9 protein-coding genes are annotated in these 12,640 nt (G+C 70.4%); 2 read left to right on the top strand and 7 right to left on the bottom strand.

Annotation, left to right across the window (positions count from 1 at the left end):
- Window positions 1-1,403, bottom strand: a 1,403-nt coding sequence (gene ahcY / locus BLU79_RS07885) for an adenosylhomocysteinase (protein WP_093904940.1), incomplete at its 3' end; no start/stop codon positions are given.
- 555 nt (window positions 1,404-1,958) lie between these two features.
- On the opposite strand from ahcY, the gene BLU79_RS07880 reads away from it, so the two are divergent.
- Together BLU79_RS07880 and lepB are read left to right on the top strand one after the other, a co-directional pair.
- Window positions 1,959-4,133, top strand: coding sequence for a fructose-specific PTS transporter subunit EIIC (locus BLU79_RS07880; RefSeq protein WP_093904860.1), 2,175 nt, complete (start codon window positions 1,959-1,961; stop codon window positions 4,131-4,133).
- 147 nt (window positions 4,134-4,280) lie between these two features.
- Window positions 4,281-4,949, top strand: a complete 669-nt coding sequence (gene lepB, locus BLU79_RS07875; RefSeq protein ID WP_093904859.1) for a signal peptidase I — start codon at window positions 4,281-4,283, stop codon at window positions 4,947-4,949.
- 134 nt (window positions 4,950-5,083) lie between these two features.
- Here the strand turns inward: lepB and BLU79_RS07870 are convergent, their stop codons facing one another.
- The 6 genes from BLU79_RS07870 to BLU79_RS07845 form a co-directional block, all read right to left on the bottom strand.
- Window positions 5,084-6,064, bottom strand: a complete 981-nt coding sequence (locus tag BLU79_RS07870) for a cation diffusion facilitator family transporter (RefSeq protein ID WP_093904858.1) — start codon at window positions 6,062-6,064, stop codon at window positions 5,084-5,086.
- A 205-nt stretch (window positions 6,065-6,269) separates the two neighbouring features.
- Window positions 6,270-7,421 carry a mannose-6-phosphate isomerase, class I gene (gene manA, locus BLU79_RS07865; RefSeq protein ID WP_093904857.1) on the bottom strand — a complete coding sequence of 384 codons (1,152 nt, stop codon included), beginning with the start codon at window positions 7,419-7,421 and terminating at the stop codon, window positions 6,270-6,272.
- 144 nt (window positions 7,422-7,565) lie between these two features.
- Window positions 7,566-8,693 carry an SIS domain-containing protein gene (locus BLU79_RS07860; RefSeq protein WP_093904856.1) on the bottom strand — a complete coding sequence of 376 codons (1,128 nt, stop codon included), beginning with the start codon at window positions 8,691-8,693 and terminating at the stop codon, window positions 7,566-7,568.
- A gap of 232 nt (window positions 8,694-8,925) precedes the next feature.
- Window positions 8,926-9,096, bottom strand: coding sequence for a Trm112 family protein (locus BLU79_RS07855; RefSeq protein WP_093904855.1), 171 nt, complete (start codon window positions 9,094-9,096; stop codon window positions 8,926-8,928).
- 331 nt (window positions 9,097-9,427) lie between these two features.
- Window positions 9,428-10,792, bottom strand: coding sequence for a phosphomannomutase/phosphoglucomutase (locus tag BLU79_RS07850; protein ID WP_093904854.1), 1,365 nt, complete (start codon window positions 10,790-10,792; stop codon window positions 9,428-9,430).
- A gap of 113 nt (window positions 10,793-10,905) precedes the next feature.
- Window positions 10,906-12,522: an L-lactate permease gene (locus tag BLU79_RS07845; protein WP_093904939.1), complete on the bottom strand. Its 1,617-nt coding sequence runs from the start codon at window positions 12,520-12,522 to the stop codon at window positions 10,906-10,908.
- Window positions 12,523-12,640 lie beyond the last annotated feature (118 nt).

Here is a 12,640-nt window from a genome sequence, read left to right as displayed (position 1 = left end):
GCGGCCTGCTCGGGGCGGAGCTGGGTCAGCTTCACGCCGAGCGCGTCCAGGTGGAGACGGGCGACCTTCTCGTCCAGGTGCTTGGGCAGCGTGTACACACCGATCGGGTACTCGGGCTGCTTGGTGAACAGCTCGATCTGGGCCAGCGTCTGGTCCGCGAACGAGTTCGACATCACGAACGACGGGTGACCGGTGGCGTTGCCCAGGTTCAGCAGGCGGCCCTCGGACAGCACGATGATCACCTTGCCGTCGGGGAACTTCCAGGTGTGGACCTGCGGCTTGACCTCGTCCTTGACGATGCCGTCGATCTTCGCGAGACCGGCCATGTCGATCTCGTTGTCGAAGTGGCCGATGTTCCCGACGATCGCCTGGTGCTTCATCCTGGCCATGTCCGAGGCCATGATGATGTCCTTGTTGCCGGTCGTGGTGATGAAGATGTCGGCCTGGTCGACGACCTCGTCCAGCGTCGTGACCTGGTAGCCGTCCATCGCCGCCTGCAGCGCGCAGATCGGGTCGATCTCGGTCACGATCACCCGGGCACCCTGCCCGCGCAGGGACTCCGCGCAGCCCTTGCCCACATCGCCGTACCCGCAGACCACCGCGGTCTTCCCGCCGATCAGGACATCGGTGGCACGGTTGATGCCGTCGATCAGCGAGTGCCGGCAGCCGTACTTGTTGTCGAACTTCGACTTCGTCACGGCGTCGTTCACATTGATCGCCGGGAACAGCAGATCGCCGTCGCGCTGCATCTCGTACAGACGGTGGACACCGGTCGTGGTCTCCTCCGTCACACCCCGGATCTCGGAGGCCAGCTGGGTCCACTTCTGCGAGCCGTCCGTGATGGTGCGGTGCAGGAGTTCGAGGATGACGCGGTGCTCGTCGGACTCGGCGGTGTCGACCGAGGGGACCTTGCCGTCCTTCTCGTACTCGACGCCCTTGTGGACGAGGAGGGTGGCGTCACCGCCGTCGTCCAGGATCATGTTCGGACCGCCGGTGGGCGTGTTCGGCCAGGTCAGCGCCTGCTCCGTGCACCACCAGTACTCCTCCAGAGTCTCGCCCTTCCAGGCGAAGACCGGGACGCCCTGCGGGTTGTCCACCGTGCCGTTCGGGCCGACGGCGATGGCGGCGGCCGCGTGGTCCTGGGTGGAGAAGATGTTGCAGGAGGCCCAGCGGACCTCGGCGCCCAGGGCGACCAAGGTCTCGATCAGGACCGCGGTCTGCACGGTCATGTGCAGGGAACCGGTGACGCGGGCGCCGGCCAGCGGCTGCGTCTCGGCGTACTCCCTGCGGATCGCCATCAGGCCGGGCATCTCATGCTCGGCGAGGGTGATCTCCTTGCGGCCGAACTCGGCCAGGGAGAGGTCGGCGACCTTGAAGTCCTGTCGGTTCTCGACAGTCGTCATTGCGAGCTGCTCCTCGGGGGTTGGGTCGAGGGTGGGTACGGCTGGTCTGCGCGGCGGCGGACACCGGGGTGCCCGAAGAGGACACAGGCATGCCCGCGTACGCGCAGCGCAGTCCGTCGGAGGCCCTCTCTCCCTCGGTCGGTCCGTGTCGGGACCGCCCGACCGCCATCAGCAGCGACGTCTGGCTCTGTCCCAAGCTACACCGGGAGGTCCGGCCGCCCCCAGTCCGCCTACGAACAGATCGCGCCATCAAAGGGCTCGGGGCGGGTGGGGCGGCGAGGTCTGTCATGGACGGGCGGCAGGTGGGGGGACGGGTGGGAGGACGGCGGGAGGACCGGTGGGAGGACCGGTGGGTGTGGGGGTGGTGGGCGGGAGCGATAACAGGACACCAACGAACGGTCGACAGGAGGCGGCGTACCGGGATGATTGGGGATCTTTGCGCCTTTGAGTCTGCGGCGAGGTGGTGCAGGATGCCCGGGAGATCTGAACAACTGATCGATCTTGCGGGGCGTCCGGGACGGCGACTCCGCATGACAAAGGCGTTAGGAGATCGATGTGACCAGTCCGGCCGGCCCTCCCCCCACGGGCGGCGGCAGTGGCGAGCAGAAGCGGTTGAAGCTCCTCGCGGTGACCGCGTGCCCGACCGGCATCGCGCACACCTACATGGCGGCGGAGAAGCTCGCGCAGGCCGCCGAGAGCCGCGGTATCGACATGAAGGTGGAGACCCAGGGATCAATCGGGGCTGAAAACGTCCTCGATGACAACGATGTCAACACCGCGGACGGCGTCATCATCGCCGCGGACAAGGACGTGGACCTGAGCCGTTTCGCGGGCAAGCGGGTTCTCACGGTCGGGGTGGCCGAGGGCATTCGGCACCCCGAGCAGCTGATCGAGCGGGTGCTGTCGGCGCCCGTGCACACGGCAGGGGGCACACCCACCGCTCCGTCGGCCGGTGGCAAGGAGCGGAGCGTCGGGTACAAGGCGCTGATGAACGGGGTCAGTTACATGATCCCGTTCGTCGTGGTCGGCGGGCTGCTGATCGCGATCTCGCTGTCGCTCGGTGGGCACACGGATCCGTCGGGCGGGCTGGTCATCCCGAAGGACTCCTTCTGGATGGACGTGAACAACATCGGCGTCATCGGCTTCACGCTGATGGTGCCGATTCTGTCCGGTTACATCGCGTATGCGATTGGGGATCGGCCCGCGCTCGTGCCGGGCATGATCGGTGGCTGGATCGCCAACACCGGTGAGCTGTACGACTCCAAGGCGGGCGCCGGGTTCATCGGGGCGATCGTGACCGGGTTCCTCGCCGGGTATCTGGTGTTGTGGATCAAGAAGGTCAAGGTCCCGAAGTTCGTGCAGCCGATCATGCCGATCATCGTGATCCCGATCGTGGCGACCACTGCGCTCGGGCTGTTCTTCGTCTACGTCGTCGGCAAGCCGATCTCCTGGGTGTTCGAGCATCTGACCAGTTGGCTGAGCGGGATGACCGGTACGAGCGCGATCCTGCTCGGCACGGTCCTCGGGCTCATGATCGCGTTCGACATGGGCGGGCCGGTCAACAAGACGGCGTTCCTGTTCGGCGCCGGGCTCATCGCGACCGGCAACCAGACGGTCATGGGCATGTGCGCGGCCGCGATCCCGGTCATGCCGCTCGGGCAGGGCCTGGCCACGCTGATACGCAAGCGGCTGTACACCGAGCAGGAGCGGGAGACCGGCCTCGCCTCGCTGTTCATGGGCTGCTTCGGCATCTCCGAGGGCGCGATCCCGTTCGCGGCGGCGCGGCCGGCGCAGGTCATCCCCGCCAACATGTTGGGCGGCGCGGTCGCCGGTGCGATCGCCGGAGTCGCCGGCGTCGAGGACGCGGTGCCGCACGGCGGGCCGATCGTGGCCGTGCTGGGTGCGGTGAGCGGGGTGCCGATGTTCTTCGTGGCCGTGGTGATCGGCTCGGTGGTCACCGCGCTGACCACCGTCGCCCTGGTCGACCTGAGTGAGCGCAGGCGGCGCGGGGAGGCGGTCGCCGGTGCGGGTACGGCCGGGCTCGTGCACACGCCCGCGTTGGTCGGGGCGGGGGTCGGAGTGGCGGGGGCCGGTGCCGTCAGCGCTGTGCCGCCTGCTGGTGCTGTCGGCGGAGCGCCGGGTGCCGGGGCCGTCGGAGAGAGCCCGAAGGGCGGGGCCATCGGCGAAACGCCGGATGCCGGGGGCGTCGTAGCGCAGCGGGGTGTTCCTGAGGCGGAGGCGGTCGACACGGCCGATGCCGGTGAGGTCCCGGACGAGGTCCTCTCCGGCTATCTCACCGAGCCGACCGTGAAGGTCGAACTCGACGCCGCCGACAAGGAGTCCGCGATCCGGGAGCTGGCCGGGCTGCTCGCGCGTACCGGCAAGGTCGCGGACGTGGACGAGCTCGTGGCGACCGCGCTTCGGCGGGAGGCACAGGGGACGACCGGGCTCGGTGAGGAGATCGCGATTCCGCATGCCAAGACGGATGCGGTGACCGCGCCGGTCGTCGGTTTCGCGCGGTCGGCAGAGGGCGTCGAGTGGGGCTCGCTGGACGGTACGAAGGCGAGGCTGGTGTTCATGATCGCCGTACCCGAGGCCGCCGCCGGCGACGAGCATCTGCGCATTCTGGCGCTGCTGTCGCGGAAGTTGATGGACCCGGGCTTCCGGGAGAGGCTGCTGACGGCCGGGGACGAGTCCGCCGTGCTCGGTGTGCTGAGCGAGATCCGGTAGCCGGGGCGAGGGACGTCGAGGAGCGGTAGCCGCAGTGCGGGCCCGCGGCCATCGGGCCGTGGGCCCGCATCGACAGTTCACTGATCGCCGCTAACCTCTGCCGCCGCGGGCATTCCGTCTGGGAGTCCGCCTGGGGAGGGAGTGCTGATGGAGCAGGCGCGAAGATTCGCGGTCACGGCGTGGGTGATGGGCCCGTTGGGGCTGGTGCTCGTGATCGCGTCCGTGCTGTGGCTGCGGACGGGCTTTGTGCTGTCCAGCGTGTCGAGCGAGAGCATGAGGCCTACGTACGACGTCGGCGACCGGATCGTCGCCGAGCGCGTCGGCGGGGACGAGGTGGAGCGGGGCGACTTGGTGCTGTACACGGCGCCGGAGCGCTATGGCGAGTCGGCCGTCATGCAGCGCGTCATCGGCGTCGGCGGCGACCGTGTCGTCTGCTGCGAGGGTACGGACACCGCGCGGGAGCGGATCACCGTCAACGGGAAGCCGCTCAGCGAGCCGTATGTGAAGGGCGGCATCGCCGACGGGATGCACCGCCCGTACGACGTGTCGGTGCCCGAAGGTCGGCTGTTCCTGCTCGGCGATCACCGTCAGAACTCGCTCGACTCCCGGTTCTTCGAGGAGGACCACGCCGGGACGGTGCCCGTCGGTGCGGTCATGGCCCGGGTGACCGACAGCCATGCGATGCCGCTGCTGCTCGCCGCGGCCACACTGCTCGGGCTCCTTCTCGCGCTCATCGGGCTCGTCTTCGGGATCACGGCACGGAGAGTTCGGCGGCGGCCGGCGACACAGATTGCCTTGTGGCCGGAGCGCTGGTGACGGATCCGCTGCCAGCGGGTGCGTGAGGGCAAGGGATACACGACGGGGCCCGCCGATCGACTCGGCGGGCCCCGTCGTCGTACGGACAACTGCCCTACGGAGAGCTGTCGTACAGGAATCTGTCGTACGGGATGTCAGTGCTCGGCGTCAGGTGACGCCGGTCCCCCGGGCGTCGCCTCGGGGTCGGCGCCCTTGGCTGCCTCGGCCTCGCTGTAGATGTCGGGCTCGAGGTAGATGACGCGGGCGATCGGGACGGCCTCGCGGATGCGGGACTCGGCGGCGTCGATGGCGGAGGCGACCTCGGTGGCCGTGGCCTCGCGTCGGACGGCGATCTTGGCGGCGACCAGGAGTTCCTCGGGGCCGATGTGCAGCGTGCGCATGTGGATGATGCGGGTGACCGCGTCGCCGTCGACGACGGCGGCCTCGATCTTCTGGACCTCCTCGACGCCCGCGGACTCACCGAGCAGCAGCGACTTGGTCTCGATGGCCAGGACGACCGCGATCAGGACGAGCAGGATGCCGATGCAGACGGTGCCGATGCCGTCCCAGACGCCGTCGCCGGTGATCAGGGCCAGGCCGACGCCGCCCAGGGCGAGGACCAGACCGACCAGCGCGCCGAGGTCCTCCAGCAGGACGACCGGCAGCTCGGGGGCCTTGGCGTGGCGGACGAACTCCTTCCAGGACTTCTGGCCCCGCAGGACGTTGGACTCCTTGATGGCCGTCCGGAAGGAGAAGGTCTCGGCGATGATCGCGAAGACGAGGACGCCGACCGGCCAGTACCAGTGCTCGATCTCGTGCGGGTGCTTGATCTTCTCGTAGCCCTCGTAGAGGGCGAACATGCCGCCGACCGAGAACAGGATGATCGAGACGAGGAAGGCGTAGATGTAGCGCTCGCGGCCGTACCCGAAGGGGTGTTGCGGGGTCGCCTCGCGCTTGGCCTTCTTGCCGCCGACCAGCAGCAGGGCCTGGTTGCCGGAGTCGGCGAGCGAGTGCACGCCCTCGGCGAGCATCGACGACGAGCCGCTGAACGCGAACGCCACGAATTTCGATGCCGCGATCGCGAGGTTGGCGGCGAGTGCCGCCACGATCGCCTTGGTACCGCCTGACGCGCTCATGTGTCGCGTTGTCCCTTCACCTTCGGAGCCTTCGTGGCCTGCGGAGCCCGCGTAACCTTCGGGGCCTTCGGCCTTCGTACGTACGCCGTTCAGGGCGTCGCTGAGGGAGCCTGCGGCCCCCGTTCGGCTTTGCCCGTCCTTTGCCGGTGGGCCATTGTTGCAGCCCGGTCCGACAACGGCGTGCCGGGTCGTCGAATGCCCTCGGTCAGGCGACGACCGTGGCCCTGAAGACCGTACCGACCCCGGACACTTCGGCCTTTTCGCCCGCCGGTACGAAGACGGACCGGCCCGGCGTCAGGTCGTGCTCCCCGGCGCGGACGGAACCCGCCGTGCAGAGCAGGATCTGCGGGGTCGCGCGGGTGAGGTCGTGGGCGGCGGTGCCCTCCGGGAGGACGTACCGGGACAGCCGGAACTCGTCGATCGGGGTCTCGTAGACCTCCTCGCCGTCCGGGGCGGCCTCGGGGCGCAGCACGCCCGCATCACCCGCCTCGAAGCGGACGACGCGCAGGAGTTCGGGGACGTCGACGTGCTTGGGGGTCAGTCCGCAGCGCAGGACGTTGTCGGAGTTGGCCATGATCTCGACGCCGAGGCCGCTCAGGTAGGCGTGCGGGATGCCGGCGCCGAGGAACAGGGCCTCGCCGGGCTGCAGGCGGACGTAGTTGAGGAGCATCGCGGCGATGACGCCGGGGTCGCCCGGGTAGTGGTGGGCGATGTCGGCGTACGGGGTGTAGTCGCCGCCGAGGCGGGTGCAGGCGGCCGCGGCCTCGGTGACGGTGTGGGCCATCTCGTCCGGGTCGGCGCTGAGGATCGCGGTGAGCACCTCGCGCAGGGCCGCGTCCTCGGGGTGGGCGTGCAGCAGGTCGACGTACGGCTTGAGGGAGTCGACGCCGAGGCCGTCGAGCAGGTCGGCGGCTTCGACGGGGGCGCGGAAGCCGCACAGGCCGTCGAACTCGGTGAGCGCGCAGATCAGTTCGGGCTTGTGGTTGGCGTCCTTGTAGTTGCGGTGGCCGGCGTCCACGGGGATGCCGCGGCGCTCCTCGTCCTCGTAACCCTCCTTCGCCTGCGCCAGGTTGGGGTGCACCTGGAGGGAGAGCGGGGCGCCGGCGGCGAGGATCTTGAGGAGGAAGGGCAGGCGGGGGCCGAACTTCGCCACGGCCGTGGCGCCCAGTTCGCCCTCCGGGTCCGCCTCGATGACCTCGCCGAGCGTGCCGCGCTCGGTGCGCGAGGGTGCGCCCGGGTGTGCGCCCATCCACATCTCCGCCTGCGGTTCGCCGGTCGGCTCGACTCCGAGGAGCTTCGGGATGGCGGTGCTGGAACCCCAGGCGTAGGGGCGGACGGTGTTGTCGAGGCGGTCCATGCGGTTGTCTGCCTGCTCTCTGTGCGCGGGGCGGGCGGGTGCTCTGCCGGTTCTGCGGTGTGGGACGCGGGTTGGCCCTGCGTACGACTGCCGTTCGTACGACGGTTTCTCGTACGTACGGCTGTCCGGGCCCCCTCGGATAGATCAGGCTCCCGAGGCGAGCGCCAGGTAAACGGCGGCGAAATCCGTGATGGCGATCAGTTCCGCGAGGGTCTCCAGTTCGCCGCCGGCCTCCGGCTCCAGTTCGCTGATCGGCGTGTCGTGGCTCAGGGCCAGGTCGCGGGCGGCGGGCGCGGCGGTGATGCCGCCGATCGGGCGGTCCCGCAACAGCACCACGCGCGCGTGCAGGGCGGGGGTCTCCTCCACCCGGTCGCGGAAGAAGTCGTCCGGGTCGGCGCTCCCCGCGAGCCGGCCGGCGAGCAGGGCGTTGTGCGCGGCGAGCGCCTCGGGCAGTTCGGCGACGAGGGAGGGGTGGCCGGAGAGTTCGGCGAGCGCGGCGGCGAAACGGCGGCCGGCCGGGCCGGCGGAGGCACCCTCGGTCCAGATCAGCGGGAGCGAGTCGGCGAGTTCGGCGGCCAGGGTCTTGGCGGGATTGCTGTAGGTCGCGATCGCGGGGCCGCAGCGTTCGGCGATGTGGTCGAGGCGGTCGGCGACCTTCTCCAGGGCCTCGGGCGGGGCGGTGAGCATGCCGGTGCGGTCCAGGAGCGCCAGGAGGGGGGTGAGCAGTGCCCACAGGACGCCGGGGGCGGAGGCGGCGAGGGGGGTGTCCTGCTCGTACGGGGCCGTTGCCATCGGCACGAACAGGCCGTGGTTGTTGTGCACCGCTTCGGTGAGCGGGGTGCGGGCGGGGGCCACGGCGACGACCGTGCAGCCGCGGCGGTAGGCCTGCTCGGCGAGCAGGGCCAGGCCGGGCTCGGTGCCGTCGGGTGTGGCGATCAGCAGCAGGTCCACGGAGCCTGCCCAGCCGGGCAGTTCCCAGCGCAGGGCGCCCGCAGCGGGGGCGACGCCGGAGGGGGCCAGACGGGTGACGGGGCTGGTGACGCCGACGAGGGCGCCGAGGAGATCGGCGACGCACATGGCGGCGGCGCCAGGGCCCGCGATGAGGATGGCGCGGGGGCGGCCGTCGGGCTTGAGGTCGTGGACGCCGGCCTCGGCGGCGTGCCGGGCGGCCGTGCGGACGTGGGCGCCGGCTTCGGCTGCGCCGCGGAGCAGGGCGCGCTGGTCGGCCTCGGCGAGCGCCTCCGGCGTGTCGAGGAGCGATTCGTCGAGCATGGGCGACAGCCTCCGATCGCCGGGGTGGGTGGGGGCGGGGCGGGTGTCTTGGGGATGTGTTTGCGGGTGCGGGTGTGCGGTGGTCTGTCGTCTTTGCGGCGGTGGCCATGGCGTTCTGGCGCCAGTGGCTGGGGCGTTATCGCGCTGGTGGCCGTGGCGCCTCTACGGCGGTGGCCGCGGCGTCCTTACGCGGGTGGCTGCGGCGCCTTACCGCGGTGGCCGTGGCCTCGCGTCATGCGGGGCGGCGGGCCTCGTCGACGAGCAGGACCGGGATGCCGTCGCGGACGGGGTACGCCAGGCCGCAGGCCTGGCCGGTGCAGATCAGCTCGGTGTCCTGCTCCTTGAGAGGGGCGTGGCAGGCCGGGCAGGCGAGGATCTCCAGGAGGCCGGCTTCCAGCGGCATGAGCGGTCCCTTTCTGGGGCGGGTGGGCGCGGTACGTGCGGGTGTGCGGATGTGCCTGGTCAGCGTACCGCCGGTGGGGGCGGGGTGCCGGGGTTGGGCGGGAGGAGGTGGGGTGGTGGGTGGGTGAGGGTGAGGGGGCGCGTAGGGCGGGATTCGCCCCCGCCGCCGCTACCCGTCCCATCCCCCAGGGGCTCCGCCCCTTCGACCCCGGGCACCCCTTCTGGGGGCTGCCGCCCCCAGACCCCCGCATCGGCCCCGAAAGGGCCTCGTCCTCAAACGCCGGACGGGCTGGGATGCCCGGACCGGCGTCGAGATCTCGCCCCCAGTGGTGTCAGCCCCTGATGATCTCCAACACCTCGTCCCGTACCTTCGCCATCGTCGCCTCGTCGCGTGCCTCCGCGTTCAGGCGCAGGAGGGGCTCCGTGTTGGACGGGCGGACGTTGAACCACCAGTCGGCGGCTGTGACGGTCAGGCCGTCGAGTTCGTCCAGTTCCACGCCCTCTTGGGCCTCGTACGTGGCCTTGATGGCTGCCAGGCGGCCCGTCTGGTCGGCGACTGTGGAGTTGATCTCGCCGGAGCCGGTGTAGCGGTCGTACTGGGCGACCAGGGCGGAGAGGGGGCCGTCCTGGCCGCCCAACGCCGCCAGGACATGGAGGGCGGCCAGCATTCCCGTGTCGGCGTTCCAGAAGTCCTTGAAGTAGTAGTGGGCGGAGTGCTCGCCGCCGAAGATGGCGCCGGTCTTGGCCATCTCGGCCTTGATGAAGGAGTGGCCTACGCGGGTGCGGACCGGGGTGCCGCCGTTCTCCTTGACGACCTCCGGGACCGACCAGGACGTGATCAGGTTGTGGATGATCGTGCCCTTGCCGCCGTGCTTGGCGAGCTCGCGGGAGGCGACCAGGGCGGTGATGGAGGAGGGGGAGACCGGGGCACCGTGCTCGTCGACGACGAAGCAGCGGTCGGCGTCGCCGTCGAAGGCGATGCCGAGGTCGGCGGACTCCTCACGGACCCGCTTCTGGAGGTCGACGATGTTCGCCGGGTCCAGCGGGTTCGCCTCGTGGTTCGGGAAGGTACCGTCCAGCTCGAAGTACATCGGGACGAGGGTCAGGGGCAGGCCGGCGAACACCGTCGGCACCGTGTGGCCGCCCATGCCGTTGCCCGCGTCGACGACGACCTTCAGGGGGCGGATGGAGGTCAGGTCGACGAGGGAGCGGAGGTGGGACGCGTAGTCCTCCAACGTGTCCCGCTGTGTGATCGTGCCCGGCGTCCCCGTCGGCTCCGGGGCGCCGGACTCCGTCCAGCCCTCCACGAGTTCGCGAATCTGCGCGAGGCCGGTGTCCTGGCCGACGGGGGCGGCGCCCGCTCGGCACATCTTGATGCCGTTGTACTGGGCCGGGTTGTGCGAAGCCGTGAACATCGCGCCCGGCAGGTTCAGCGCACCCGAGGCGTAGTACAGCTGGTCGGTGGAGCACAGGCCGATCTCGGTGACGTCGACGCCCTGGGCTGCGGCTCCGCGTGCGAAGGCGCGGGACAGGCCGGGGGACGAGGGGCGCATGTCGTGCCCGATCACGATCGCACTCGCGCCGGTCACCTGCACGAAGGCAGCCCCGAAGAGTTCGGCCAGCGGCTCGCCCCACTGGTCGGGGACGACCCCGCGCACGTCGTACGCCTTCACGAGCTGTGACAGATCAGCGGCCACGGCCAACCCTCCTGAAAGTCCTGTCGGTCACCCCAAACTACCCGCCCGGGCTGACAGTGCGCTGTGTGCCCGCTGAGTGGACCCCGAGCCGTCACCTCAGGTCAGCACGGACGTCAGGGCAGCATCCAGCCCAGCACCGGTGAACTCTGTCCGACCACGATCAGGCACATCACCAGCAGCAGGCCCAGACTCCACGGCAGCACCCGCCGCAGCAGGTCCCCCTCCCGCCCCGCGAGCCCGACCGCCGCGCACGCGATCGTGAGGTTCTGCGGCGAGATCATCTTGCCGAGCACACCACCTGAACTGTTGGCGGCGGCCAGGAGTTCCGGCGACAGCCCCGATTCCCGAGCCGCCGTCACCTGCAATGCCCCGAACAGGGCGTTGGCGGACGTGTCCGAGCCGGAGACGGCCACCCCGAACCAGCCCAGCACCGGCGACAGGAAGGCCAGCCCGGCGCCGGCCGCCGCCACGAAGTAGCCGATGGTGGCGGCCTGCCCGGAGAGGTTCATGACGTACGCGAGCGCGAGCACGGACGTCACGGTGAGGATGGCGAACCTCAACTCGTGTACGGTCGCGGCCCATTCCTTGACGGCCACGCGCGCGTGCACCCCGAGGACGACCGCCGCGCCCACCCCTGCGAGCAGCACGAGCGTGCCGCCGGTGGACACGATCGGCCAGGTGAAGACATTGCCGCTGACCGGCTCCCCGTCGGGGTTGGCGACGTTCAGGAAGGGCCAGTCGTACGTCTGGGTCGCCTTGGCCAGCCAGTCCTTGACCACGGGAATCTGCGCCACGGAGAAGATCAGCACGATCAGTGCGTACGGCGAATAGGCGCGCACGACCTCCCTCGGCGGATCGACCTCGTCCAAGTCCTCACTGCGCGCTCCGGTCAGCACGGACGCGCGTACGGCCTCGTTGGCGGGCACACGCGCGTGCGGTACGGCGACCAGGGCGCCCGCACCGGCCAAGGCGGCGCCGATGTCGGCGAGTTGTGCGGAGACGTAGTTGGACGCGGCGAACTGGGCGACGGCGAAGGCGACTCCGCAGACGACGGCAGGCACCCAGGTCTCCCGCAGCCCGCGCCGCCCGTCCACGAGCCCGACGAGCACCAGCGGCACGACCAGAGCCAGCAGCGGCGTCTGACGCCCCACCACGGAGGCCACGTCGTCCAACGGCAGCCCGGTGACCTGAGCCAGCGTCACCACCGGCGTGCCCATCGCCCCGAAGGCCACGGGCGCGGTGTTGGCGACCAGCGCGACGACCGCCGCCCGCACCGGCTCGAATCCGAGCGCCACCAGCATGACCGAACAGATCGCGACGGGCGCCCCGAACCCGGCGAGGGCCTCCAGCAGGGCCCCGAAGCAGAAGGCGACGACGAGCGCCTGGATGCGCGGATCGTCGGACAGCCGCCCGAACGACCGGCGGAGAATGTCGAAATGGCGCGTCCGGACGGTCATCCGGTACACCCACAGGGCGTTGACGACGATCCACAGGATGGGGAAGAGCCCGAAGAGGGCCCCCTGGGCGGCGCTGGAGAGCGTCTGGTCCAGCGGCATGCCGTACGCGAGCCAGGCGACCGCAACGGCCGCCAGAAGCCCCGTGAGGCCCGCCAGATGCGCCTTCATCCTGACCCCGCCCAGCAGGACGAGGACGATCACCAACGGCAGCGCGGCCACGAGTGCGGACAGGCCGAGCGAATCGGCGACGGGTTCCAGTTCCTGGACGTACACGGGCGCCTCCCCGGATTCCGCCATGCGGAAAGCGATTTCTCGTTCCGGCATACGGAATGGTCGTGTCCGCGCCAACTACACGTCAATGCCTGTGCATCACTCAACGAAACGCGCAGCG

Source organism: Streptomyces sp. cf386 (assembly GCF_900103585.1).
Lineage (GTDB): Bacteria > Actinomycetota > Actinomycetes > Streptomycetales > Streptomycetaceae > Streptomyces.
This window is presented reverse-complemented; position numbering and strand designations above follow the sequence as displayed.